Raw genomic sequence first — 25,797 nt, 5'->3', positions numbered from 1 at the left:
GCGGAAAGTACATACGCTTTCCGCTCAAGCACCGATTCGTGGCTTAACCAGGCCACGGAAGGAGAATAACGTGAGAATCAAGAAACTCCTGGGCGCCGTCGCCGTCGTCCTGGCTGTGACGGTGGGAGCCACCGGCTGCGGCAGCCGCCCCGGCGCCGCCACCAGCTCCAGCAGCGCCGATGCTGCCGGTGCCCTGGTAGGAATCTCCATGCCGACGCAGACATCGGAACGCTGGATCGCGGACGGCAAGAACGTCTCCGAATCCCTGGCCAAGCTCGGCTACAAGACTGACCTGCAGTACGCCAACGACGACATCCCCACTCAGGTCTCGCAGATCGAGAACATGCTGACCAAGGGCGCCAAGTCCCTGATCATTGCGGCGATCGACGGCACCACGCTGACGGACGTCCTGGCCAAGGCCAAGGAGCAGAACGTCAAGGTCATCGCCTACGACCGGCTGATTAACGGCACCCCGAACGTGGATTACTACACCACCTTCGACAACTATGAGGTGGGCGTCCAGCAGGCCACATCGCTGCTGACCGGGCTGGGCCTGGTGGATGCCTCCGGCAAGAAGGTCGAGGGCAAGGGCCCGTTCAACGTCGAACTTTTCGCGGGCAGCCCGGACGACAACAACGCCAACTTCTTTTGGACCGGCGCCATGGACACCCTGAAGCCGTACCTGGACGCCGGCACACTGAAGGTGCCCAGTGGCCAGACCAAGTTTGAGCAGGCCGCCATCCTGCGCTGGCAGGCGGCCACCGCCCAGAAGCGGATGGAAGACATCCTCACCGCCGCCTACGGCTCGGGCAAGAAGCTCGACGGCGTGCTGTCACCCTATGACGGCCTCTCCATCGGCATCATCTCGGCACTGACCAGCACCGGCGGCTACTCCAAGGGCGCCCTGCCTGTGGTGACCGGCCAGGATGCGGAAAAGGGCTCGGTGAAGTCCATCGTCGCCGGCGAGCAGTACTCCACGATCTTCAAGGACACCCGCAAGCTCGGCGAGCAGGCCGTGAAGATGGTGGACGCTGTCCTGAAGGGCCAGCAGCCCGAGACCAATGACACCAAGACCTACAACAACAAGGTCAAGGTGGTCCCGGCCTTCCTGCTGAAGTCCGTCATCGTCACCAAGGACAATTACAAGAAGGAACTCATCGACTCCGGTTACTACACCGACGCCGACATCAAGTAGCAGCGCTCCTCCCAGTAGCACGGCGGTGGGGGGGGGGGCCCCCCGGGCCCCCCCCCCCGCCGTCGTACGTGGTGCCTTTTTACTACTTGGCTTCCTGCAGCAGTTCGGCGCGGACCGTCCTGGTGGCCGCTACCAGATTGCGCAGGGACGCTTCGGTCTCAGCGTAGCCGCGGGTCTTCAGACCGCAGTCCGGGTTGACCCAGAGCTGGCGGGACGGAACGTGCTTCACGGCGGTGCTCAGCAGTTCGGTGACTTCCTGCTCGCCCGGAACGCGCGGCGAGTGGATGTCGTAAACGCCGGGTCCGACGCCGCGGCCGAAGCCGTGGGACTCGAGGTCGTGGACGACCTCCATGCGGGAGCGGGCGGCCTCGATCGAGGTCACGTCGGCGTCCAGGCCGTCGATCGCGTCGATGATCACGCCGAACTCGGAGTAGCACAGGTGGGTGTGGATCTGCGTTGCGTCCGCTGCACCGGCGGTGGCCAGGCGGAAGGAGTTGACGGACCAGTCCAGGTACGCGGGCTGGTCAGCCTTGCGCAGCGGGAGCAGTTCGCGCAGGGCAGGCTCGTCAACCTGGATGATCTTGATGCCGGCAGCTTCGAGGTCGGCGATCTCGTCGCGCAGCGCCAGGCCCACCTGGTTGGCGGTCTCGCCCAGCGGCTGGTCGTCGCGGACGAAGGACCAGGCCAGGATGGTGACTGGACCGGTCAGCATGCCCTTCATCGGCTTGCTGGTCAGCGACTGGGCGTACTCGGCCCAATCCACCGTGATGGGGGCGCTGCGGGTGACGTCACCCCAGAGGATGGACGGACGGGTGCAGCGGGAGCCATAGGACTGGACCCAGCCGTGGACCGTGACGTCAAAGCCTTCCAGGTTCTCGGCGAAGTACTGGACCATGTCGTTGCGCTCGGGCTCGCCGTGCACCAGGACGTCATAGCCGAGCTCTTCCTGCAGTTCGACGACGCGCTTGATCTCGTCCTTCATGAGCTGCTCGTACTGCTCGTTGGTCAGGTCGCCCTTGTTGTTGCGGGCGCGGGCCGAACGGATTTCCGAGGTCTGCGGGAAGGAGCCGATGGTGGTGGTGGGCAGCGGCGGCAGCTGCAGTGCTGCTTCCTGGGCGGCTTCGCGGACCGAGTACTCGGAGCGGTTGAAGTCGGCCGGGGTCAGGGCCTCGGTGCGGGCGCGGACGTCGGCGCGGCGGACACCCTCGGCTGCGGCACGGGAGGCGATGATGCGGGTGGCCTCGTCGATGGCCGGCTGAACTGCTGCAGCGTCGGTCAGCAGGCCGGCGAGGGTAACAACCTCAACGGCCTTCTGGTCGGCGAAAGCCAGCCAGCTGCGCAGCTGCTCGGACAGCTGGACCTCTTCCTCGACGTCGTGCGGGACGTGCTGGGTGGAGGTGGAGGTGCTGATGGCCAGCTTGGCGACCCCCTTCTGCAGCTCGGCGATCTTGTAGGCCGAGGCCTGCAGGTCGTTGCGCCAGATGTTGTGGCCGTCCACGACGCCGGCAACGAGGGTCTTGGTGCCCAGCGCAGCCAGTGCTGCGGCGGAGGGAACCTCGCCCTTGAAGACGTCGATGTGCAGGGCGTCGATGTTGGTGGCGGCGAGCGTGCCGAGCTGGCCGTTCAGTGCGCCGTACGGCGTGGAGACGAACAGCTGCGGGCGGCCGGCGGCAGCGGTGAGGACCTCGTAGGCGCGGGCAACGGCGGCCTGGATTTCCTGCTCGGGGGTGTCCTGGTCCACAACCAGGGCAGGCTCGTCCAGCTGGACCCAGCTGGCGCCGGCAGCTGCCAGCTTCTGGAGCAGTGCGGTGTAGACCGGGAGGACGTCCTCGAGGCGGGACAGCGGGCTGAAGCCGGCGGGGGCATCGTCAGAAGCCTTGCTCAGCAGCAGGAAGGTGACCGGGCCCACGATGTACGGGCGGGTCTCCACGCCGTTGGCGAGCGCGTATTCGAACTCCTCAACGATGCGGTTGGAGGTGAGTGCGAAGTTGGTCTCCGGGCCGATTTCCGGCACCAGGTAGTGGTAGTTGGTGTCGAACCACTTGGTCATTTCCAGCGGCTGCTGTTCCTTGTTGCCGCGTGCCAGGGTGAAGTAGCCGTCGATGTCCAGCTGTCCCTCAGCGTTGAGGAGGTTGCCGAAGCGGGCCGGAACGGCGCCGACGTGGGCGGCGGCGTCGAGCACCTGGTCGTAGAAGGAGAACGTGCCCGGAACCGCAGCGGCTTCGGTGAGGCCGAGGCCCTGCAGGCGCTTGGCGGTGCCCAGCTGGATTTCCTTGGCGGCAGCGTCGAGGGCAGCGGCGTCGATCTTGCCGGCCCAGTATGCCTCCACGGCCTTCTTCAGTTCGCGGCGGCGGCCGATGCGCGGGTAGCCCAGGATCGAGGCGGACGGGAAGGGCGTGCTCTGCACGGGAGTCTGTTCAGTCATGTGAAATTCCTTAAATCGTTGCGAAAAATCGTTGCGAAAGCTGAGAAGGTCTCGGGGAGGAATGCTGTCAGCTGGCGAGCTGGCGACGGGCGAGCGCGTTCAGGCGGCTGGTGGAGCGGGCCGGCCGGGCGAGCTGCAGCTTGTCCAGCACCTCGAGCGCGCTCTGGTGCTCGTTGAAGGTGTAGATGTGGAGCCCGGGCGCTCCGGCGTCCAGGGCCGCGTTGGCCAGGTCCACCGTTGCGCTGACGCCGATCCGGAGCCGTTCAGCGTCCGTATCGGCCGCCGCCATGCGCTCGATGAGCTCCGGTGCGGGTTCGACGCCGGTCAGCTCGCCGAGGCGCTTGAGCCTGCGCAGGCTGGTGAGCGGCATGACGCCGGGGATGATCGGGATGGTGACGCCGGCCCGGCGTGCCCTCGTGAGAAGGTCCGCGTACTGGTCCCTGTGGAAGAACACCTGGGTGATCGCGAAGTCGGCACCGGAGCGCTGCTTGGCGAGCAGCACCTCGACGTCGTGGGCCTCGCTTGGCGATTCCGGATGCCGCGTCGGGTAGGCCGCCACACCAACGGCAACCTTTCCGGCGCACAACAGCGCGGAACGCCGCTGCTCGACCCTGCGGATGAGCTCAATCAGGTCCTGGGCGTAGCGCAGCGAACCGCTGACCGGTGCACCACTGTCCTTTGGCAGGTCGCCGCGGAGGGCGAGGATGCCGCGGACGCCGGCGTCGAGCAGTTCACCGATGATTTCGGCGAGCTCCGTCGGCGTGTTGCCGACGCACGTCAGGTGGGCCAGCGGGCGGAGGGTGGTCTCCAGCACCAGGCGGTTGATGAGTTCGACGGCCGTGTCCCGGTTGGAGCCGCTGGCACCGTAGGTAACCGACACGTAATCGGGATCGGTGGCTTCCAGTTCCCGGATGGTGGTCCACAGGGTTTCGGCTGCAGCAGGCGAACGCGGCGGAAAGAGCTCATAGGAGAGCGCCACCGGTGCGGTCTCGGAAAGATTTGGGTGCGTGTCAATAAGGCTTGGCGGTGACATTTGCGTCCTTGGCTATGGGCCATTGAAGGCTGCGCTGCCTGGCGGTTGGCCCCGGCAGCATGCGCTCAATGAATTGAGTTTGGGGAACACGGGACGGACTTCAGCAGGGCGCAGCCGCGACTGTTACGCCTGGAAAGAAGTCCACCGTGAGCAAATGTCAGGCCCACATGGGGGCACCCACACCCTCCTTGGCGGCCGGCAGGCGGCTCACCGCAGCGGAGGATCGCTGACACGTTACCTCGGTAACTTGTATAGAACTCTAGAAGCCGTACCGGGACGCCTTCAAGTTGACGCCGAATTAAGACGCTGCTTTACGCCCGGTTGGACTGCCCGTTCAGAATTATCTTCGCCGAAAGGGACCCTGGGGTCGCCGGGCCGCCGGAAACCGGCCCGGCGAGGCCCTTTTCAAACCGCAGAAATTAGTCCATTCTTTTGTCACGTCGTATCGGATTCGGCAAGGTCTCAGGTTGAGGAGGCTGGATGCTTCTTCTGGTTCTTCCTCGGTGAATCGTCCCGAGTGAACATGATCCGCGCCCGTCTCCCGGCCTGCGTCGCACCGTCCCGAGACTCGCCCGCCGGCAGGGCGCGGTTTGCCAGCGTTCTGCCGCAGCCCGGGCACGGCACTGACGGCGCGGTGGAGTTGCTGGAAGCCAGAAATCCCTACGGCGAAAGGCCATCGAGATGTTCCAGCTTCACAAACCTCCGCTTTCCAAAGCACCGTCTGCCCCGGGCTCCGCCCTTGTACTCCTCCTGGCGCTGGCCACCATTACGTCCTGCGCTCCCCAGCAGAATTCCGCCCCGCAGGCCACCACCGGTTCTGCCGCACCGACAGCGACGTCGGCCGCGGCTTCGCCAACCGGCGCTGCGGCTTCAGGATCCGCCACCCCCGGTTCAACCGGGACAGCCGGCGCGGACGAGCTCTGCGGTCCCGGCTCCGCGATCAACTTTGACATCTCCGAGTTCCAGTCAACCCCCAACGTGGACAACAAGTGGTTCCCGCTCAAGCCCGGCATGCAGTACACCACCACGGGCGACGTCAAGAGCGCCGACGGAGACATCAAACGCACGGTGGTGCATACCATCACCGGACTGACCAAGGTCATCGACGGCGTGAAGACCCAGGTCATGTGGGACCGGGACTATGCGGGAGATGAGCTGGTGGAATCCGAACTGGCGTTCTTTGCCCAGACCAACAGCGGCACCGTCTGGCTCTTCGGCGAATACCCAGAGGAATACGAGAACGGGAAGTTCACCGGCGCGCCCTCCACCTTCATCCACAGCCTGGATGAGGCCCAGGCTGGCATCGCCATGCAGGCGGACCCCCAGACCAATACGCCCAGCTATGTCCAGGCGCACGCGGCGAGCGTCGACTTCCTGGACTGCGGGCAGGTCGTCAAGCAGAACGACCATGTGTGCGTCGCCACGGGCTGCTATGACGATGTGCTGGTGATTGACGAACGCAACCCGCTCGAACCCGCTGTGGGCCACCAAAGGAAGTACTACTCGGCCGGAACCGGTCTGGTGAAGGTGACTGCCGTAGGCGGCAAGGATCAGGAGACGCTGGAGCTCGCCAAGATCGAACAGCTCACCGATGCCAAGCTGAAGGAAATCAACCAGGAGGCCCTCAAGTTGGACCGGCATGGCTACCAGGTCAGCAAGAACGTGTACGCCAAGACGGAGCAGGCTCAGGTTGCCACGGATACGTCTGCGCCCGTCAGCAGCCCTGGCACCGATAAGCCAACGGTTCAGCCCGGCTACTAGTACGCAGCAGCGTCCGATGCGGGAAAGGGTGCCCGGCAGGAGGTTCCCGGGCACCCTCCCTTTAGCCCATGATCCGGTCTATTCTGATGCCATGATCCAGCTACCAGCCAGCTACGAGGAATACCTCGTTGGCAAGGACCCGAGCTTCGTTGACATGGTCCGTCCGGTTCTCCTCCAGTCGGCAGCGGACCAATTGCATGGCGTCCGGGTGCTCTTTGTTCCCCGGGGACACCAGGCACACCTGGACGACACGATCCCGTACGGGACCATCGTCGAAGACATCGACTGAGGGTTAACGTCCAGCAGGATTAGCCTTCCAGCAGCAGCCGCTGGGCCCTGGGCGCAAGGGTGTGCTCAAGGACCAGGCAGGCAGCGCCCACGGCTCCCACGTCCTCCCCCACGCCCGTGCCCACAACTTCGACGGCATGGATGTTGCCGGCGTCGCTGCTTTGCTGGATCAGGCCGGGGACCTTCTCCAGGTAGCGCCCGGCCAACAGCGGCCAGAAGGGGCCGCCAAACACCACCCGGTCCACGTCCAGGGTGTTGGCCACGGCTGACGCCGCCCGGGCCACGAGTTCGGCTGACTTGTCGATGATGGCAGCCGCTGCGCCGTTGCCGGCCTCGGCGGCTTCACAGAGCAAGGCGAAGCGTTCCTGCACGGCGGAGCCGCTTGTGGCGGTGCCGGGCTCATCCAGGATGCCCGCCGCCTGCGCCTGCGCGACCAGGACCTGGGGAATGCAGGTGGACTTGACGCAGCCGCGCAGCCCGCAGTCGCACGGGGCTCCGTCCGGGTCGACGATGATGTGGCCGATCTCGCCGGCGTTGCCCGAAGTTCCGCGCACAACCTCGTCATTGAGGACGATGCCGCAACCGATGCCCGTGCCCATGTACATGAAAATGAAGCTGCCGGCGCCTGAGGCACCCCCGGCCCAGGTTTCGGCGACCGCGGCGCTCGTGACGTCCTTGTCCATCAGTACGGACAGGCCTGTGGCTTCGGCCAGCGCGTCCCGGAGCGGAACACTGTCCCAGCCGTCAAGGAGCGGGGGCTCCACCACCGTTCCGTTGTCATGGTCGATGGGCCCCGGTGCCGCGACGCCCAGACCGGCAATCTTGGTCCGGTCCACGCCCGAGGCCTCGATCAGCTTGTCGATTTCGGCGGCGATCGCGGCGATGACCGCTTCGGGGCCGGAGCTGTCCGGTGTTTTCACGCTCGAATGCTGGACTACTGCGCCCAACAGATCCAGGACGACGAAGGTGGCCACGGCCGGGTCCAGGTGCACGCCGACCGCGTACATGCCGGCGGGATTCAGGCGCAGAATGGTTCGCGGCTTGCCGGGCCCTGTGCCCTCTTTGCCCGCCTCGACGATGAGGTTCTGGTCCAGCAGCCGGCGGGAGATATTTGAAATGGTTTGCGGGGACAGGCCCACGATCTGGGCCAGTTCCACGCGGCTGAGCCCCGCGGCGGCACGGCGGATCGCATCAAGGATGACAGTGAGGTTGAAGTCGCCCATCCGGGGCAGGTTGGTTCCGCGCCTCGGCGAGGGCTGGCGGATCTCGGTCAAGGATTCCCCTATCATCTGCTGTTGGCCACTATCAATGTCTGAATGGTACGTTACGCACCTTCCAACGGGTACGCCCCACGCGCAGGGGGCACAGGGTGGTTCGACGGCGGGCCGCGGGGCTCAGACGGCGGCCCGCCGGACGCTGGCGGCCACCGTGAATTTGGTGTTCCGCCCCCGCACCGCGGTGGGACCAACCAGCCGCTCCAGCGCCGGCACGTAGCGCAGGTGGCTGTTGAACACGGTCCAGAGCTGGCCTCCGGGCGCCAGCACCCGGCCCGCTGCCTCGAACAGCTTCAGGCCCGCACCGGCATGAACGCTGGAGCCAAGGTGGAAGGGCGGGTTCAGCAGAATCAGGTCCGCGCTTGCGGCCGGAAGGGTGCTCATGGCATCGTCCTGGACAGCCGTGATGCTGGGAGCCAGGCCGTTGGCCCGGGCGGTCGCTGCCGCCGATGCCACCGCGGCCGCGGACCGGTCCGTGGCGAGGACGTCGGTTCGGGGGTGCCGGCGCGCATACATGGCCGCCAGGATCCCGGTGCCGCAGCCCAGGTCCACGGCCCTGGCCGCGGCAGGGATCTCCGGCAGGAACGTCAGCAGGAACCGGGTTCCAATGTCCAGGCGGGTGCCCGCGAAAACGGCCCCGTGTGCGCAGATGTCGAGATCGAGTTCGGCGTTGTGTTCCGTCACGGGGTAGGGCGGTGTTCCTTCCGCACGCTTGAGGCCCGAGGCGATGAGTAACCGCGATTTTTGCCGGGCCAGCTGCGGCTGGACTGTATCAAAGTACTTGCCCAGCACGTCATTCATGCCGAGGGACATGTGCTTGACCCGGCCGCCTGCAATCAGAACTGCACCGCCGGGCGCATGCCGGGCAACGGCGTCGGAAATCTCTTCGAGTTCAGCGAGCGTCTTGGGCAGCTGCAGCAGCACCAGGTCCGCGCCGGCCAGCAGTTCGGCGCCGAGCGGCAGCTGGGCAAAGCCGGCCGCGACTCCCAGCGCTGCCGCATTGTTGCGCAGCGCCCGCTCCCCCGTGATCAGGTCCTGGTGCACCTTCACCCCGGCCGGCACCGGACCGGCACCGCCGGCCAGCAGCCCGAGCGTGAGCGCCCCGTAGTTGTCCCCGATGACGGCAACCGTGCTGTCCGGGGTGAGCAGATCCGATGCGGCTTCCAGAAGGAGGGCGTCGGTGGCGTCCCACGCCTGAAGGTTGGCGGCCTCGACATCCGGGTGCCTTCGAAGCAAGCCCAGGACCTGCCCAAGACCGTTTTTTGTCACGTGTCGCCGCCGCCTCTTCCTTGCTGGTTACCCGGGCGGAAATCCGCCTGTGCAAATCTACCGTGGATCCGCCGCGGCTGCGGGGACCGCCAGGAGTTTGAGGATTTCGGTCACCGCGGCTCGGCCGGCGCGGTTCGCGCCGATGGTGGACGACGACGGGCCGTAGCCCACCAGGTGCACCCGGGGTTCCGCCGCCACCTGCGTTCCTTCCATGGCAATCCCGCCGCCCGGGCCCCGCAGGTGCAGCGGTGCCAGGTGCTCCAGCTCGGCGCGGAAGCCGGTGGCCCACAGGATCACGTCCGCTGCGAGGAACCCGCCGTCCGCCAGCCTGACGCCGCCGGGCTCGATCGCGGTGAACATCGGCCGGCGGTCCAGCACGCCGCGTGCGGCTGCCGCCCGGAGCACAGGCGTCCAGATGAGTCCGGTGGCGGCCACGACGCTTTGCGGCGGCAGGCCCAGCCGTACCCGTTCTTCCACCAGGGCAACGGCGTCGTGCCCGGCCTGCCGGTCGAACCCCTCCCGCCATACGGGCTCGCGGCGCGTGAACCAGCTCGTCGATGTGACCTTGGAGATTTCGTCCAGCAGCCCGACGGCGGAGATCCCGCCGCCCACAACGATGACGTGCAGGCCCCGGAACTCCTCGGCGGAGACGTAGTCGGCCACGTGCAGCTGACGGCCGCCGAACGTGAACTGGCCCGGATAAATCGGCCAGAATGGCCTGGTCCACGTGCCCGTGGCGTTGATGACGGCGCGTGCTGTCCATCCGCCGTCGGACGTGGTGATCCTGAGCCGTCCAGCCGGGTCAGCATCTTCGCGTTCTACGGCGAGCACCTTGACCGGCCGCTCGACGGCCAGCCCCACCTGCCGCTCGTAGGCGGCGAAGTACCGGCTGAGGAATGCCGAGCTCGGCTCCCTTGGGTCGACGTCCGGCTGCGGTATGCCGGGGAGGTCGCTGATGCCGTTGACTGTGGCCATGAGCAGGCTCTTCCACCGGTGCCGCCAGGCTCCGCCCGGGCCGTCCTCTGCGTCGAGCACCGCGTACGTCCGTCCTGGACCTACTGCCGTCGCCGCGCCAACTGGCTGCTCTGTGGCGGCAGCGGGCGTGAAGCCGCGGCGGCGCAGGTGGAACGCGGCGGAGAGTCCCGCCTGCCCTGCACCGATGACCACGACGTCGGCGTGCCGGGTTCCTCTGCTCGTTACCGTTTCACCGCTCAACAGTGCTGCTCCCCCGGTTTGCCTATCCGCTCCACATTTTCATCCTAGGCGCCCGCCGTCCGTGGTACGCGCGGGCCTGGCTGCTGCCCGCGGAAACGGGGAAGGTCCTCCTGCACACCGGGTGCAGGAGGACCTCCGGGCCTTCGGTTGATGGTCTCGTGTGTCAGTCGTCGCTGCCGTGGCCGCGGCTGCCTCCGCTGTCGTCGCCGGGTTCGGTGGCCTTGTGGTCTCCACCCTTGTCGTCGCCGGCTTCGGGCGCCGTCCGCAGCCCCCCGTGGTCATCGCCCGGCTCAGCAACCCGGGGTGCCTGGTCTGAGCGGAGACCGCCGTTGTCGTCGCCGGGCTCCGCGCTGCTCCTCAGACCGCCCCTGTCGTCACCCGGCTCGACGGAGATGGAGCCGCTGCCCACGAAGTTCTGCACCGGCGCTGCCACGGTTCCGCCGGCGTCGTCGCCGGGCTCGGTGGCGGTACGTTGGCCTCCGTTGTCGTCGCCTGCTTGCGCTGGCTTGGGGGCCTTCTTTGCCGCTGATGCCTTCTTGTCCCCGGCCTGCGGGTCATCGGTTGTCTTCGCGGTTGCCTCGGCGGAACTGACGGCGGGGGCCGGTGTTCTGGTGGCGGAGTCGTCCGCTACGAGGACGCTCTGCGTGTCGTCACTGGTACCCGAGCCGGTGTTGCTCAGCGTCTGGGTGGTGGCGAAGGCGGCACCTCCGGTGAGGAGGATGCCGGCGACGGATAGTGCGAGGGCTGCTCTTGTCTTCATGGCTCCACAGTAGAAATTCGCCGTCGAGGATAGGTGCAGAGGAAATCCAAGACTTGTCCAAGATTGCCCTCGCTGTTCTCCCGGCAATCCCACGGCGGGGCGGGCGGAAGCGGCGTGCACAGGAAGGGCACGCGCAGGAAAGGGTAAAGCGGGCAGGGAGACGCAATACGGGCGGGGTCAGTCGTCGGCGCCGTGGCCGCCGCTGCCGCCGCTGCCATCGCCTGGCTCCGGCGCCTTCCGCAGGCCGCCCTTGTCGTCCCCGGGCTGAACCGGGACCACCACAGCCGGCGCGGGAGCGGGCTGAAAAGTCACCGTTCCCCCGCCGGGGCCGGATGATGACGGTGCAGTCGCGGAACCGGCCGCAGTCCCGGGCGCGGTGACCGGGGCGGACTTCGCCGGATTAGGTTTGGCGGCGGTTGATGCCGCTGCACCGGCTTTCGGGGAGCCCGGCTTTGCGGGGCCGGACTTCACCGGAGTGGCCGTTTTCTGAGCGCCGGTCGCCTGTGGGGTGGCCTTTGGTGCTGCGGTGGCGGCAGGACCCGGCACGGGAACGTTCGGAAGGAGGACCAGGTTTGCATTTCCGGTCCCGGTGGGCGAAACGCTAAGCACCTGTGTATTGACGGCAAGGGCCGCCGAGCCCGCAGCGAGTATCCCCGCGACGGACAGCACCAAGGCAGCTCCCGTTTTCATGGCTCCACTTTAGAGGCAAAGCGGCTACGAAGGGCCCAACGAATATCCAAGATTCGTCAAAGATTCGGGGCGCCGGGAGTGCGGGCTTAACGAAAAAAGCCGCCGGTTCATGGTTACACCATGGACCGGCGGCTACTTGGTGGAGCTGAGGGGACTCGAACCCCTGACCCCCTGCATGCCATGCAGGTGCGCTACCAGCTGCGCCACAGCCCCAAACTGTTCCCTCCGAAACTTTGCGTTTCCCCGAAGCAACCCGACCAGCGTAGTCCAGAAATCGCCAGGATGCGAATCGAGGGCATGTGGCTTCCGTCACGTTCACCTGCGGCCCAAAAGCCCGGTGAACGCCCCTTTCGGGCAAAGAAAAATCCGCCGGAATCTTTCGATTCCGGCGGATTATCCGGTGGAGCTGAGGGGACTCGAACCCCTGACCCCCTGCATGCCATGCAGGTGCGCTACCAGCTGCGCCACAGCCCCATATTCTTGCCGCTTCAGATTTCGATCTCTCCGAAGCAACTCAAATATCTTAGAACAGCGTTTCCGAAAATTCCAAATCGGGCATATTCGGTCCCGCGGCCTACTCCTGTTCGGCGGTGACGGCGGCCTTGGCCGAGGCGTCATCTCCCAGCTGCAGGTCCACTACCGGGCAGTCCTTCCAGAGCCGTTCCAGGGCGTAGAAGACACGGTCCTCCTCGTGCTGGACGTGGATGACGACGTCGGCGTAGTCGAGCAGGACCCAGCGGCCGGCCGAACGGCCTTCCCGGCGGACCGGGCGGAGGTCCTGCTTGATGAGTTCCTCTTCAATGCCGTCGACGATGGCGTTGACCTGGCGTTCGCTGGGTGCCGAGGCAATGAGGAACACGTCGGCCAGGGCCAGGCGTTCGCTGACGTCCAGGGCGACGATGTTTTGGGCGATTTTGTCCGCCGCGGCCCTGGCTGCGTGCCGGGCTGTGGTGACGGACGATTCGGATGCAGTCACGGGACTCCTTGTGGTGATGAAAAGCGTAGGTGGTTGTACTGGTTGAAGTCAGCGTGAAAGGCCGCTGATAATCATGATGACGCCGGCAACGAGGGCGATGGCGCCGAGCGCCAGCACGCCAAGCTGGATCAGCTTCAGCCGGTTGGCCCGCGCGAGTCCGGCGGTGGCTGCGTCGAGGGGTTCCAGCCCGTAGGCGGACTTGGCAGACACCGGCGGCAGCGCCGAAACGTCGTCGCCGGACTCATGGGTCCAGGCAGGTTGGCGGGCACTGGCCGGAGGCGCAGCTGCCGAACGCGCGGCCGCTTCTGCCCGGGCGATGACCCGCGACCGCCCGGTGGACGGCCCGGCCGAGCGGGCCGCTTTGGCGGCCCGGTTGCCCCGGGCCGGGACCCGCGGACCGGGGTTGGTCACCACGGGAACATGCGACGTGGCCGGCCGCTTCATGACGGGACGGTCCACACCCGGAACCTGTTCAAATTCCAGCGGCGTCACCATGGCGAGGTTGCTGGCGGTGGACGGACCGTTGTGGCCTGTTTGGGGCGTGGTGTTCTGCTCGGCCAGCTTCTGCTTGGCCATGGCCCGTTTGTTGAGCACGGCGGCCCGTTCGGCCAGGGCAATCTGCTGGGCAAGGATTTCCGGATCCACGGCCTCAGGGTCCGTCGCCGCGATGTGCTCCATCTTGGCGATCTGGTTCTTGGCCTGCTCCGCCAGGAGGGCACGGGCCTCAAGGGCCTGCTCCACCGTCATGCCATCGGGCAGCTCGTCCCCCGCAGGCGCCGCTGGCCGCGGACCGGGACCTCCGGCCGGCTGAGCTGCCGGCTTGGGGCCGGCGGCCGGGGCACCTCTGCCGGACGTACCGGAAGAGGAGCCAGACGCAGAAGCGGGCGATTTCCCGGTGGAGGCACCGCCGTCGGCCGGTGGCACAATGGGCATCGCCGAAGTGACGGCCTGCTCCTTGAGCTGCATTAGCCGCAGCTGGCGGCGTGTGGGCGGCCCACCGCCGGAAAGCTGCTCTTCCTTTTCGGCCAGCTCCTTGATGGTCCGCAGTGCCGCACGGTCCCGGGCACGGATCTGTGACGAACGCTCGGCGGCTGAAACGGCCGGCGGGGAGTCCACGGGGCCCGGCGCTACCCGGCGCACTCGCCCGGTGTCTTCCTGGCTGGTGTCGCCGGCGGCCGGACGCTTCGAAGCAGGCGGGTTTGACACGGGACCTTTTGAAACAGGTGGTTTCGAGGCAGGGGCTTGCTCGCCGGCACCCGGAGGGGCGGCGTTCCGGTTCGTGGCCAGCGCTTCATCCCGGGCCTTGCGCAGTTCCCGGCGGCTGCGGATCGGTTGCTGTTCCTGACTCATCTCAAACTCATTCAGTACTGGCTGGATCGTTTGTCTCGGTAGTTTCGGACCTGCAGTTCCCCGCCGGTGCTGCGTAGAGCCCGTATTTCGCGATGTACTGCACAACGCCGTCCGGCACCAGGTACCACACCGGGTTATGGGCGGCAACGCGGGCGCGGCAGTCGGTAGACGAGATCGCCATCGCAGGGACCTCGAGCAGGCTGACGTCCTTGCGGCCCATGCCGTCGAGCTCATGGCCTGGCCGGGTAACTCCCACAAAGTGGGCCAGCGACCAGAGCTCGTCGATGTCCTTCCACGACAGAATTTGCGCCAGGGCGTCAGCGCCGGTGATGAAGAACAGGTCGGCGTCAGGCCGCTGCGTCCGCAGGTCGCGGAGGGTGTCGATGGTGTAGGTGGGACCGGGACGGTCCACATCGACACGGCTGACCGTAAACCGCGGGTTCGATGCTGTGGCGATCACCGTCATGAGATAACGGTGTTCGGGTTCGCTGACCTTCTTGCTGGACTTTTGCCACGGCTGGCCAGTGGGCACGAACACGACCTCGTCAAGTCCGAACTTGGCGGCCACCTCGCTGGCGGCCACAAGGTGGCCGTGATGGATGGGATCGAAAGTCCCACCCATCACGCCCAGCCGCAGCCGGCGCTGCGTATCCCTGTGGTGCAGTGCGGCGGAAATCTTAGTGGCCCTGGCCGTGGTCGTGCTTGTTGGGGTGCTGGCGGTGCGGGTCGGCGTGCTCGTCGACCGCGCTGTGGCGGTTGCCCAGGTTGGTGTAGGAGAGGGTGACGAACATCAGCACCACGAAGAGGGCAAACATCGAGACGCCGAAGACCCAGGGCTCGGCCCACAGGGGTGCCCTTTCCTCGTGTTCGGCAACTGACGCGGCAATCTGCTGGAGCAGCATTTTCTCCCCTAGGAATAAAAGGATGACGACGGCGGAAATTCCCGCCGGTCTGGACTTCTTTACTATGTTACCGCTATGTCAGGAGCGGACTTGGCCCTCGCCCTGGACAATCCACTTGGTGGTTGTCAGCTCGGTCAGGCCCATCGGGCCGCGGGCGTGAAGCTTCTGCGTGGAGATCCCGACCTCGGCCCCCAGGCCCAGCTCCCCGCCGTCCGTAAACCGCGTGGAGGCGTTCACGATGACCGCAGCGGAATCGATTTCCGCGATGAAGCGCTCGGCGTTCCGCAGGTCATTCGTCAGGATGGCCTCGGTGTGTCCCGTCGACCAGGTCCGGATGTGCTTCACGGCGTCGTCCAGGCTGTCCACCATGGCCACGGCGAGATCCAGGTCCATGTACTCGGTGGCCCAGTCCTCGTCCGTTGCCGGCAGGGCTTCCACCGACGCGGGGAGCGCGGCCCGCACACGGTCATCGGCATGCAGCCGGACGCCCGCCTTGCTCAGGGCCGCGGCGACCGCGGGCAGAACCGTGGAGCCGGAGTGCACGAGCAGCGTCTCCACCGTGTTGCACACGCTGGGCCGCTGGGTCTTGGCGTTGAGGAGGATCTCCACCGCCATGTCTTCGCTGGCCGACTCATCGATGAAGATGTGGACGTTGCCCTCGCCGGTCTCGATGACGGGCACGGAGGAGTTGTTGACGACGGTCTGGATCAGCTCACGGCCGCCGCGGGGAATCAGGACGTCGACGCGTCCGCGGGCACGCATGAGCACGTTGGCGCCCTCGCGGCCGTACCGGTCCACGGACTGCACGGCATCGGCCGGCAGGCCCACGGACTCCAGGGCATCGCGCAGCACGCGGATGAGGGCCTCGTTGGTGAAGGCCGCGGCCGAACCACCGCGGAGGATCACGGCGTTGCCGCTCTTGAGCGCCAGGCCGGCGATGTCCACCGTGACGTTGGGACGGGCTTCGTAAATGGCTGCCACGACGCCCATGGGGACGTTGACCTGGCGCAGGCGCAGGCCGTTGGGCAGGGTTTGTCCGCGCACCACATTGCCCACGGGATCGGGCAGGCCGGCCAGGTTCTCCAGGGCTGCGGCGAGGGCGGCAATGCGCGTGTCGTTGAGGGTCAGCCGGTCAAGGAGGGCGGCGGACGTGCCGTTGGCGCGGCCCGCTTCCACGTCCTTGGCGTTCGCGGCGAGGACCTGCTGCTTGTTCGCGAGCAGGGCGCTGCCGATGGCGCGCAGGGCCTTGTCCTTCCAGGCCCGGTTGGCGCGGCCCATGCTGCGGGCGGCCTGGCGGGAACGGTCGGCGACCGCGTAGACGGCGGCCTCGACGTCAGCCGGTGTGGGCTGGCTGTCTGCCGGCAGGGTGGGGACCGTCGTAGCGTCGTTGGATGTCTCAGCTGCTTGGTTCATCAGTGCCTCAGTCATCATTCAAGTCTAGGCGAGTCCGGCGGCTAGACCAGAACCAGGTCGTCAACGTGAACAACTTCACGGTCGAATCCGCGGCCCAGGGCCTCCCCCAGCTCCACGGTGGACCGTCCGAGCATCTGCGGCAGTTCCGCCGCGGAGTAGTTCACCAGGCCGCGGGCCACGACGGCGCCATCGGGCGAGACCATTTCGACGGCGTCGCCGCTTTCGAAGCTGCCTTCGACGGAGGTGATGCCGGCGGGCAGCAGCGAGGTGTGGTTGTCCCGCACGGCCCTGACGGCGCCGGCGTCAAGGAACAGCCGGCCCTGCACGTGGGCCAAATGCGCGAGCCACATCATCCGCACGGATTTGCGTGCCCCGTTGACGGTGAACCAGGTGCCAACGTCATCGCCGGCCAGCGCCGCGGCGGCGTTGCCGGTGGAGGTGACGAGCGCCGGGATGCCCGAATCTGCGGCCATGAGGGCGGCCTCGACCTTGGTCTGCATGCCGCCGGTGCCCACTCCGGCTTTGCCGGTCTTGCCGATGGAAACGCCGTCGAGGTCCTCCGGACCGTCCACCTGGGGAATCCGCTTGGCGCCCTGGGCGGGCGGGCCGTCGTACAGGGAGTCGACGTCGGACAGCAGCACCAGCGCATCGGCGCGCACGAGGTGCGCCACGAGGGCCGACAGGCGGTCATTGTCGCCGAAACGGATCTTGTGCGTGGCGACGGTGTCGTTCTCGTTGACGACGGGAACGACGCCGAGGTTCAGCAGCCGGTTGAGGGCACGGAATGCGTTCTGGTGATGGCTGCGCCGCATGAGGTCATCTGCGGTGAGAAGCACCTGGCTCACCGTGACGCCGTGGGCGGCGAAGGCGTGCGTGTACCGTGCCATCAGCAGGCCCTGCCCCACGCTGGCCGCGGCCTGCTGCGTGGCGAGATCCCGGGGACGCTTGGCCAGGCCCAGCGGCGCCAGACCGGCCGAGATGGCGCCCGACGAAACGAGGATGATCTCGGTTCCCGCGTTGCACTTGGCGGCCAGCACATCCGAAAGCTCGGTGAGCGCCTCCTCCGATATTCCGCCCTTGATGCTGGTAAGGGACGACGATCCTACTTTGACCACAATCCGTCGCGCCCTGGCGAGCATGCTGCGGTCGTCGGTCCTGGGTTCCTCGATGACAATTGCGGAAGAATCGGTCACGTGTGCGGGTTCACTCCTCATGTTCGGTGGTCAGTCCGCTCTCCTTCAGGGGCTGGGCAGCCCGGCGCGCGCTGACGGACTCGGTCCAGATGCCGGCTTTGCGCTCGGCTTCCAGCTCGGCCCGTGCCGCTGCCTTCGCCTCGCGTCGCTCGATCTGTTCCTCGCGCTTCTGGCTGCGGGTGGGACGGTCGCCGATGTCGGCAAAGCGGACGTCCGTGCCGCGCGGCGAGGCCAGCAGCTCGGCGCCAGCCATCATGGTCGGCTCCCAGTCGAACACCACGCCGTCGTCCTCGCCGATCACCACGGTGTCGCCGGGCTTGGCGCCCTGCTTGAACAGCTCGGTTTCGACTCCGAGCTTGGCCAGGCGGTCGGCAAGGTAGCCAATGGCTTCCTCGTTGGTGAAGTCCGTCTGCTTGACCCAGCGCACGGGCTTCTCACCCAGCACGCGGAACAGCGGCTCCAGGTTCTTCTCCTCGCGGCGGATCCTGAAACCGGTCTCGTTGACGGCGCGGGGCCGCAGTACCGGTGCGTGCACCTTCGGCGGCGTGGCTTCCACGCTGTCGCGGGCGGCCTGGACGATCTCTGCCATGGCGAAGCCCAGCTGGCGCAGGCCCTCATGGCTCGTGGCCGACACTTCGAAGACGCGGTAGCCGCGGGATTCCAGCTCCGGCCGGACAAACTCTGCCATGTCCTTGCCGTCCGGCAGGTCGACCTTGTTAAGTGCCACGAGCCGGGGGCGGTGGTTGAGCGGAACAACTGCGCCGTTCGCGCCGGCGTAGCTCATGTCCACCGCGTACTTTTCGAGCTCGGTTTCGATAATTGCGAGGTCGGAGAGCGGATCTCGGTCAGATTCCAGCGTACCGCAGTCCAAAACGTGCACCAAAGCTGCGCAGCGCTCGACGTGTCGCAGGAAGTTGTGGCCCAGGCCCTTGCCTTCGCTGGCGCCTTCGATGAGGCCGGGGACGTCGGCAATGGTAAAGCGGACGTCACCGGCCTGGACCACGCCAAGGTTCGGGATAAGGGTGGTGAAGGGGTAGTCGGCGATCTTCGGCCGCGCGGCGGACATGGCCGCGATCAGGCTGGACTTGCCGGCGGAGGGGAAACCGACCAGGGCGATGTCGGCGATCGACTTGAGCTCCAGGACAATATCGCTGGCGTCACCCTCGATGCCGAGCAACGCGAAACCAGGCGCGCGGCGCTTCTGGGAGGACAGCGCGGCGTTTCCGAGCCCGCCCTGTCCGCCGGAGGCTGCGACGAATTCGGTGCCTTCGCCCACGAGGTCGGCCAGGACCTTGCCGTCCTTGGTCTTGACGACGGTGCCGTCCGGAACGGGAAGGACCAGGGTTTCGCCGTTCTTGCCGCCGCGCCAGTCACCCATGCCGGGGCCGCCGTTGGTGGCGTGCCGGTGCGGTGCGTGGTGGTAGTCGAGCAGCGTGGTGGTCTGCGAGTCGACGCGCAGGATGACGTCGCCCCCGTCGCCGCCGTTGCCGCCGTCGGGTCCGCCCAGCGGCTTGAACTTCTCACGGTGGACGGAGACACACCCGTGGCCGCCGGTACCGCCGGATACGTGCAGTACTACCCGGTCTACAAAGCTCGCCACGGTGAATCTCCTCTGTTGCTGAATCCGGCCGTCCTGGACGTCCAAATCGATTGTAATGCGGTTAAAAGAACAGTGGAGCGAGCCATCATGGCCCGCTCCACCGCTTCAGAACTGGTTGTTACTCTGCAGCTGCAGCAGCAACGATGTTGACGACCCGACGGCCGCGGCGCGTGCCGAATTCAACGGCACCTGCCTGCAGTGCGAACAGGGTGTCGTCGCCGCCACGGCCAACGCCCGCACCGGGGTGGAAGTGGGTGCCGCGCTGGCGGACGATGATTTCGCCAGCGGAAACTACCTGGCCGCCGAAGCGCTTGACGCCGAGGTACTGGGCGTTGGAGTCACGACCGTTGCGAGTGGAGCTCGCGCCTTTTTTGTGTGCCATTTGGAATGCCTGCCTTTAATTCTGGAAAACTGTTGGGAACCTGTTCAGTAACCCGGAGGTTACTTGATGCCGGTGATCTTGACCTTGGTCAGTTCCTGACGGTGACCCTGGCGCTTCTTGTAACCGGTCTTGTTCTTGAACTTCTGGATGACGATCTTCGGACCACGGAGGTCCTGGAGGATCTCAGCCGTAACAGTTACCTTGGCCAGGTCCGCAGCTGCGGAGGTGACCTTGTCACCGTCTACCAGGAGCAGCGCGGGCAGCTCAATGGTGCTGCCAGCTCCACCGGCGACGCGGTTCAGGGTAACGAAGTCTCCAACGGAAACCTTCTCTTGGCGGCCGCCTGCGCGGACAATCGCGTACACCACTTGGGAACTCACTTCTCTCGACGTCTATTACTAAATTTGCGTGCGGAACCCGGGTCCGGAAATTGGCCTGGTTCTCGCTGTGCCTCAACGCCGTGGATTCCCCGGGGGAACCCGTGAGCTATCCCAGGAATAAGTCCGACTGGACGATCCCGGGTCATAACCCAAGTGTTGGCGTAAGCACCGAAGATCTAGAATACGCTAATTCCGTCGTCGGCCGCAAATGAGGCTGGCACCGGCGGTTTGCCCGTGACAGGCGCCACAGGGGCGCTGTTCCGGACATCCAATGCCGTGCGCTGCCATCATACCGGGCGCGGCGCACGTTTCCGCTCAGCTGTGGCGGCCCGGCGCGTCGAAGAATTCCACCTCGTACCGGCAGGAGTGCCGGAAGGCGGTGATCATCGCTTCGCGCTCTGCCGCGGACGCGGCCCGGCCGGCGGCGTCGGCGATTTCGATCGCCCGCTGGGTGGCGGCAGCGAAGTCCTCGTCGGCGTACGTCCGCAGCCACTCGGCGTACGGGTGCCCACCGGGCGCGCCGGCAGCCACATATTCGGCGTGCAGGGTCTCCCCCACCTCGGCGTACAGCCAGAAGCAGGGCAGGACCGCGGCCACCAGCACCGCGTAGCTGCCGCCGGCCGAGGCCGCCACCAGATGGTCTACGTAGGCCTTCGTGACCGGGCCCAGCTCCGTCTGCACGGTGCGCGTGCTGAGCCAGTTGCGGTGCAGCTCGGATTCAACTTCCAGGCACTGCTGGGCGGAACGTGCCCAGAACAGCTGCTCGGACTCGGTTGGCGCCAGCGCACTGGCCCGGGCCAGGACACGGGAGTAGCCGTTGAGGTAGATGGCATCCTGCGCGAGGTAGTACGCGAATTCCTTCTCCATCAGGGTTCCATCGGCCAGCCCGCGGATGAACCCGAGGCCATAGATGGCTTCCAGGTCGGCAACAGTCTCGGCGCGCAACAGCTGCGCGAACCCGCCCTTGCGTTCGGGCGTGGCAGTACTGCCTGTCCGGGCCAGGTGGTGGAAGTGGTTGATCGGTCCGTTGCCGGCGCCGACTACCAGCTGCCCGGACGTGCGAAGGGCCCCGGCCAGCCAGGGCTTGACCGCCCGCAGTGACGCCTCCCAGTCGCCCAGGCGCGCCTGGGCCGTGGCCATGGCCGAGGAGAGCGAACACCCGGTGCCATGGCTGTTCCGCGTGCTGATCCGCTCGCCCGCAACCTCCACCACCTCTGCCGACAGCAGCCCGGCCGTGTTCACGAGGGCATCCGGGCAGGTTGAGCCGTTCAGGTGGCCGCCCTTGACGAGGACCGTGGCGCCGGTCTGGTCCGCGAGCCGCCTGCCCTGCTCAAGGGCAACGGCCCAGTCGGCCGCTTCAGGCTCGCCGAGCAGCATGGCCAGCTCGGGAAGGTTGGGGGTGATCAGGTGCGCCAGCGGCAGCAGCTTCCGGAGGGCTGTCTCCGCAGACTCCTGCAGGAGCCGGTCACCACTGGTGGCCACCATCACCGGATCCAGGACCACGACGCCGGGCCGCACCTCTTCGAGCCAGCTGCGGACCGCGGCAATCACCTGCGCATCGCCCAGCATGCCGATCTTCACGGCGTCCACGTGGATGTCGTCGCTGACCGCGTCGAGTTGCGCTGACAGGAAGGAAGCCGGCGGAACATGCACGCCCCGCACGCCGGTGGTGTTCTGGGCGGTGAGGGCGGTTATTGCGGCCATCCCGTACCCGCCGTGGGCCGCGATGCTTTTCAGGTCCGCCTGGATGCCTGCGCCGCCGGATGGGTCCGAGCCGGCGATGGCCAGGACCCGCGGAACGTCGCGGGAGGTCGGAGCGGCCAGGGCCGCGGTTTCCCTGAGGGAGCCGGCGGCAGCCGCGGGTGCGGGCAGGAGTGATGCTGATGACGATGTTGATGGCAAAGAAGACATCCCTTCGCCGGTGCTAACCGGACAGGTTCAACGGGTTTGAATCTCAGCCGGCCCGTGCGCGGCACCCCGTGTCAGTGCTCCAGCCTAGCGTGTGGACCGGCGCCGGGCACGGAATTATGCCGTCTGCGTCAGGCTGTCCGGCGCCAAACAGGACGGAACCAGAAAGGCCCGGCACCGCAACCGCGGTACCGGGCCTTAACCCGTGGGCTCGGAGGTCAGTCAGCCTGGAGCCTGTCGGCCCGGGACCTGTTCGTCCTACAGTTCCGAGGCGGGTACCCCGACGCCCAGAATGATCGGTTCACTGGCTGCCTGCGGAGCCGGCTTGGCCGCCTGCGCATTGCCCGCTTCCGGCGCCTTGGCCTCGTGCGAGTGTCCGGCGGCAGCAGCCGGCGAAACCTCGTGGTGTTCCACGGATGTCTCGTTGGCTGCCCCCTGGGCGCGGCTGGCACTGCGGTTACGGCGCGGACGGCGGCTGCGGGACGGCGCAGCGGGGCTCTCCACCGGCTGTCCTGCCGCCGGCTGCTGGATTTCCTGCCGGACCGCCGCGGGAACCTCCTCCGGAGCCTCCTCTTCGGCGGGGGCAACCGGAGCACCAAGGTGCGCGAAGGCTTCCTCCAACCGATCCAGCGTCAGGGCCGGCGTTTCCCTGGCCGGCTCGTCGCTGTGATCAACAAACGGGAGAACGACCTTTTCCCCGCCAAAGGTGAGCACTGCGCCGGGCCGTCCGGAGACGCTCTCAGTCTCCGGAGCGCGGTGCACCACCGGGCTTTCCGGTGCGGCGGCCGCGGGTGCGGCAGGCCGGGCGGCCTCACCCGATGCTGCGGCACTGTGGGCCGCTTCCTCGTGCAGATGCGCCGCGTGGGCCGCTGCCGCGATGTTGGCGAGGGCAGCACGGGTCGCTTCAGCCTTGGCATGGCGTTCAGCTTCCGACGGTTCCGGGTGGTGCGGCGCAGCAGGGGCGGCCGGAGCAGTCTCGGAGGACGGCTGCCCGCCCTTGCCCCGGCGTCGCTTCCGCTCTGACCGGGCAGGCGGCTGGACCTCGGCACGGTGCACGTGGTGCTCCGCGGCCACGGTGTTGGCGCGGCGGTGTTCCACCGGCTCGTCATGGGTGACGACGCCCCGGCCGGCACATGCCTCGCACTGCTCGCCGAAGACTTCCAGGAGGCCGGTGCCCATGCGCTTGCGCGTCATCTGCACGAGCCCCAGGGACGTCACTTCGGCCACCTGGTGCTTGGTCCGGTCGCGGCCCAGGCATTCCACCAGGCGGCGCAGGACCAGATCGCGGTTGGACTCCAGCACCATGTCGATGAAGTCGATGACGATGATGCCGCCGATGTCGCGCAGGCGCAGCTGGCGGACAACTTCCTCGGCTGCCTCAAGGTTGTTCTTGGTGACAGTCTCTTCGAGGTTGCCGCCGCTGCCGGTGAACTTGCCGGTGTTGACGTCGACCACCGTCATGGCCTCGGTCCGGTCGATGACCAGCGAGCCGCCGGACGGCAGGAAGACCTTGCGGTCCAGTGCCTTATGGATCTGCTCATCAATTCGCCAGGCAGAGAAAATGTCCTCGTCCTTGGTCCACTTTTCGAGCCGGCCCACCAGGTCCGGGGCAACGTAGGTGACGTACGCCTCGATGGTGTCCCACGCCTCGTCGCCGGAGACGATCAGCTTGGAGAAGTCCTCGTTGAAGACGTCACGCACAACCTTGATGGTCAGGTCCGGCTCGCCGTAGAGCAGCTCAGGGGCGAGGACCTTGGTGGACTTCGCCTGGCTCTCGATCCCCTCCCACTGGGCACGGAGGCGGTTGATGTCGTGGGTCAGTTCCTCCTCGGAGGCGCCTTCAGCGGCCGTGCGCACAATGACGCCCGCGTCCTCGGGAAGCCGGTCCTTGAGGATGCGCTTCAGGCGGTTGCGTTCGACGTCGGGCAGCTTGCGGGAGATGCCGGTCATGGAGCCGCCAGGGACGTACACGAGGTACCGGCCGGGCAGGGAGATCTGGCTGGTGAGCCGCGCACCCTTGTGCCCCACCGGGTCCTTGGTGACCTGGACCAGGACGGAGTCGCCGGACTTGAGCGCGTTCTCGATCCGGCGCTGCTTGCCCTCGAGGGTGGCTGCGTCCCAGTTGACTTCACCGGCGTACAGCACGGCGTTGCGGCCGCGTCCGATGTCCACGAAGGCAGCTTCCATCGACGGCAGGACATTCTGGACCTTGCCCAGGTAGACGTTGCCGATCAGGGAGTCCTGCTGCGTCTTGGAGACGAAGTGCTCCGCCAGTACGCCGTCCTCCAGGACACCGATCTGGATTCTGTCGTCGCGCTGGCGGACGATCATCTGCCGGTCCACCGATTCCCGGCGGGCCAGGAACTCGGCCTCGGTGATGACGGTGCGGCGGCGGCCGGTGTCCCGCGATTCGCGGCGGCGCTGTTTCTTGGCCTCCAGGCGGGTGGATCCCTTGACGCTGGTCACCCGGTTGCTCGCCGGCGCCTCGCTGATGGCCCGGGGGGCGCGGACGCGGGTGACCGTGTTGGGGGGATCGTCTTCTCCCCCGCCGGTCAGTTCCAGGTCCTGGTCACCGCGGCGGCGGCGACGGCGACGGCGGGACGTCACGCCGTCGTCCGGCTGCCCACCTTCGTCTTCGAGGGCTTCCTCGGAAACGTCCGTTTCCTCATCGCCGTCGGTGATCTCACGGTCGGTCCGGCTGCGGCCGCGGCGTCCGCGGCTGCGCCGCCGGCGCCGGCCGCCCTCATCCTCAAGCTCGTCCTCGCCCTCCTCGGCAACCGCGTCCTCTTTGGCGGGAGCGGCAGGACGGACCACGGTGTTCAGGTCAGGGGCCTGGAAGATGATCGACGTAACTGATGCCGGCTCCAGGAAAAGCGATCCCAGGGGTGACTGACCCGCGGGCTCTACTTCGGCCTCTTCCTCGGCAGCAGCTTCCTCGGCAGCGGCTTCCTGTGCAGCCGCGGGTTCGGCGGGGGCTGCGTCGGATGCAGGCGCCGGGGCAGCTAGAGGGGCCGGGGAGGCGGCAGGTGCCGCAGCCGCTTCGGTGGGAACTTCGGGCTGGCCGCCGGACGGCAACTCGGTGGCAGCGACGGCGGCGGGTGCCTCCGCAGATTCCTCGGACTCTGCAGGGCTTTCAGCCGGCTCGGCGGCTTTCGCCTTGGTTGTCCGGCGGCGGCGCACCGGCTTGGACTCGGCGGCCGGTTCCTCAGTGGCCTGCTCGGCCGCATCCGGAACGGCGGCTGCCTCAGCGGCCGGCTCTATGGCGGCCGCCTGCGCACCTTCCGGCACACTGGCCTCCGGCACGCCGACTTCCGCCCCGGCACCTTCGGCAAGGGCGGGCAGCGGCTCTTCGGCGACCTTCTTCCGGGCGCGGGTCCGGCGGACCGGAGCCTTGGCCGGTGCTTCTGCCTCCTCGGCGGCCAACTCAGGCGCTGCGGTTTCAGATACTGCGCGTTCCGAGGTCAGGGTTTCCGGGGGCTCCGGCGTAACGGACTCCGCGTCCGCCGCTTTGGCCTGGGGCGTGGCCTTGCGCCGGGTCCTGGTGGTTTTCTTGGGAGCCTCGGCGGCGGCTTCGCCGGCGGCAGCCGGTTCAACATTGTCGGCTATAACCTGGTCATTATCCATATGTGGCAACACTCCTGCCCCTGACATGCCGCCACATTCGGCACCCATTGGGGCACATATTGTCAAAACCCGCAGGCATTGACAGAAGTCAATTGGATACCAGCAGGCTCGCACCGGCAGTGGGGTGCGGCAGGCCTGACAGGCCGGCGGGCTTGTTAC

21 protein-coding genes, 2 tRNA genes and 1 riboswitch are annotated in these 25,797 nt (G+C 67.0%); of the genes, 3 read left to right on the top strand and 20 right to left on the bottom strand.

Going from position 1 to position 25,797, the window contains the following annotated elements:
- Window positions 1-70 precede the first annotated feature (70 nt).
- The gene (gene chvE / locus ACFTSA_RS17425) at window positions 71-1,195 is read left to right on the top strand and encodes a multiple monosaccharide ABC transporter substrate-binding protein (protein WP_331572515.1); all 1,125 of its coding nucleotides are present in this window, start codon (window positions 71-73) and stop codon (window positions 1,193-1,195) included.
- Window positions 1,196-1,277: 82 nt separating this feature from the next.
- Here chvE and metE read toward each other — a convergent pair whose 3' ends face one another.
- Window positions 1,278-3,620: a 5-methyltetrahydropteroyltriglutamate--homocysteine S-methyltransferase gene (gene metE / locus ACFTSA_RS17420; RefSeq protein ID WP_377952856.1), complete on the bottom strand. Its 2,343-nt coding sequence runs from the start codon at window positions 3,618-3,620 to the stop codon at window positions 1,278-1,280.
- A gap of 67 nt (window positions 3,621-3,687) precedes the next feature.
- Window positions 3,688-4,653: a methylenetetrahydrofolate reductase gene (locus ACFTSA_RS17415; protein ID WP_377952855.1), complete on the bottom strand. Its 966-nt coding sequence runs from the start codon at window positions 4,651-4,653 to the stop codon at window positions 3,688-3,690.
- A gap of 681 nt (window positions 4,654-5,334) precedes the next feature.
- On the opposite strand from ACFTSA_RS17415, the gene ACFTSA_RS17410 reads away from it, so the two are divergent.
- On the top strand, window positions 5,335-6,414 hold the full coding sequence (locus ACFTSA_RS17410; protein ID WP_377952854.1) for a hypothetical protein: 1,080 nt from the start codon (window positions 5,335-5,337) through the stop codon (window positions 6,412-6,414).
- A 91-nt stretch (window positions 6,415-6,505) separates the two neighbouring features.
- Window positions 6,506-6,703, top strand: a complete 198-nt coding sequence (locus ACFTSA_RS17405; RefSeq protein ID WP_003800990.1) for a hypothetical protein — start codon at window positions 6,506-6,508, stop codon at window positions 6,701-6,703.
- A 19-nt stretch (window positions 6,704-6,722) separates the two neighbouring features.
- Here the strand turns inward: ACFTSA_RS17405 and ACFTSA_RS17400 are convergent, their stop codons facing one another.
- From ACFTSA_RS17400 to ACFTSA_RS17315, 18 genes are all read right to left on the bottom strand, one after another.
- A complete protein-coding gene (locus tag ACFTSA_RS17400; protein WP_377952853.1) occupies window positions 6,723-7,976 on the bottom strand; it encodes an ROK family protein in 1,254 nt (417 codons plus the stop codon).
- Window positions 7,977-8,096: 120 nt separating this feature from the next.
- Window positions 8,097-9,245 carry a class I SAM-dependent methyltransferase gene (locus tag ACFTSA_RS17395; RefSeq protein ID WP_377952851.1) on the bottom strand — a complete coding sequence of 383 codons (1,149 nt, stop codon included), beginning with the start codon at window positions 9,243-9,245 and terminating at the stop codon, window positions 8,097-8,099.
- 57 nt (window positions 9,246-9,302) lie between these two features.
- The gene (locus ACFTSA_RS17390) at window positions 9,303-10,460 is read right to left on the bottom strand and encodes an NAD(P)-binding domain-containing protein (protein ID WP_377952849.1); all 1,158 of its coding nucleotides are present in this window, start codon (window positions 10,458-10,460) and stop codon (window positions 9,303-9,305) included.
- Between the two features lie 163 nt (window positions 10,461-10,623).
- Window positions 10,624-11,220, bottom strand: coding sequence for a hypothetical protein (locus ACFTSA_RS17385; RefSeq protein WP_377952847.1), 597 nt, complete (start codon window positions 11,218-11,220; stop codon window positions 10,624-10,626).
- Between the two features lie 177 nt (window positions 11,221-11,397).
- A complete protein-coding gene (locus ACFTSA_RS17380; RefSeq protein ID WP_377952846.1) occupies window positions 11,398-11,910 on the bottom strand; it encodes a hypothetical protein in 513 nt (170 codons plus the stop codon).
- Window positions 11,911-12,047: 137 nt separating this feature from the next.
- Window positions 12,048-12,123, bottom strand: a tRNA-Ala gene (locus tag ACFTSA_RS17375).
- Window positions 12,124-12,311: 188 nt separating this feature from the next.
- Window positions 12,312-12,384 (bottom strand) — tRNA-Ala (locus ACFTSA_RS17370).
- Window positions 12,385-12,484: 100 nt separating this feature from the next.
- Window positions 12,485-12,886 carry a ribosome silencing factor gene (gene rsfS / locus ACFTSA_RS17365; RefSeq protein ID WP_377952845.1) on the bottom strand — a complete coding sequence of 134 codons (402 nt, stop codon included), beginning with the start codon at window positions 12,884-12,886 and terminating at the stop codon, window positions 12,485-12,487.
- Between the two features lie 48 nt (window positions 12,887-12,934).
- Window positions 12,935-14,236, bottom strand: a complete 1,302-nt coding sequence (locus ACFTSA_RS17360) for a hypothetical protein (protein ID WP_377952844.1) — start codon at window positions 14,234-14,236, stop codon at window positions 12,935-12,937.
- A gap of 7 nt (window positions 14,237-14,243) precedes the next feature.
- The gene (gene nadD / locus ACFTSA_RS17355) at window positions 14,244-14,900 is read right to left on the bottom strand and encodes a nicotinate-nucleotide adenylyltransferase (protein WP_377952925.1); all 657 of its coding nucleotides are present in this window, start codon (window positions 14,898-14,900) and stop codon (window positions 14,244-14,246) included.
- Window positions 14,901-14,913: 13 nt separating this feature from the next.
- Window positions 14,914-15,138, bottom strand: a complete 225-nt coding sequence (locus ACFTSA_RS17350; RefSeq protein ID WP_331573004.1) for a hypothetical protein — start codon at window positions 15,136-15,138, stop codon at window positions 14,914-14,916.
- Between the two features lie 78 nt (window positions 15,139-15,216).
- Window positions 15,217-16,566 (bottom strand): glutamate-5-semialdehyde dehydrogenase, encoded by a 1,350-nt coding sequence (locus tag ACFTSA_RS17345; protein WP_377952843.1) that lies wholly within the window; start codon window positions 16,564-16,566, stop codon window positions 15,217-15,219.
- A gap of 26 nt (window positions 16,567-16,592) precedes the next feature.
- Entirely contained in the window at window positions 16,593-17,690 is a 1,098-nt protein-coding gene (proB, locus tag ACFTSA_RS17340; protein WP_377952924.1) for a glutamate 5-kinase, read from the bottom strand.
- A 64-nt stretch (window positions 17,691-17,754) separates the two neighbouring features.
- On the bottom strand, window positions 17,755-19,344 hold the full coding sequence (obgE, locus tag ACFTSA_RS17335; RefSeq protein WP_377952842.1) for a GTPase ObgE: 1,590 nt from the start codon (window positions 19,342-19,344) through the stop codon (window positions 17,755-17,757).
- A 118-nt stretch (window positions 19,345-19,462) separates the two neighbouring features.
- Window positions 19,463-19,726, bottom strand: coding sequence for a 50S ribosomal protein L27 (gene rpmA, locus ACFTSA_RS17330; protein WP_003803426.1), 264 nt, complete (start codon window positions 19,724-19,726; stop codon window positions 19,463-19,465).
- 59 nt (window positions 19,727-19,785) lie between these two features.
- Window positions 19,786-20,094 carry a 50S ribosomal protein L21 gene (gene rplU / locus ACFTSA_RS17325; RefSeq protein ID WP_003803420.1) on the bottom strand — a complete coding sequence of 103 codons (309 nt, stop codon included), beginning with the start codon at window positions 20,092-20,094 and terminating at the stop codon, window positions 19,786-19,788.
- Between the two features lie 327 nt (window positions 20,095-20,421).
- Entirely contained in the window at window positions 20,422-22,017 is a 1,596-nt protein-coding gene (locus tag ACFTSA_RS17320; RefSeq protein ID WP_377952841.1) for a bifunctional hydroxymethylpyrimidine kinase/phosphomethylpyrimidine kinase, read from the bottom strand.
- Window positions 22,000-22,096: riboswitch (TPP riboswitch) on the bottom strand. (Overlaps the previous gene by 18 nt.)
- A 176-nt stretch (window positions 22,097-22,272) precedes the next feature.
- On the bottom strand, window positions 22,273-25,638 hold the full coding sequence (locus ACFTSA_RS17315; protein ID WP_377952840.1) for an Rne/Rng family ribonuclease: 3,366 nt from the start codon (window positions 25,636-25,638) through the stop codon (window positions 22,273-22,275).
- Between the last annotated feature and the right edge of the window lie 159 nt (window positions 25,639-25,797).

The organism is Arthrobacter sp. NPDC057013 (assembly GCF_042674585.1).
In the GTDB taxonomy this organism is placed as follows: Bacteria; Actinomycetota; Actinomycetes; order Actinomycetales; family Micrococcaceae; genus Arthrobacter.
The sequence above is the reverse complement of the archived record's forward strand: the minus strand, read 5'-3'. Positions and strand labels throughout refer to the sequence as shown.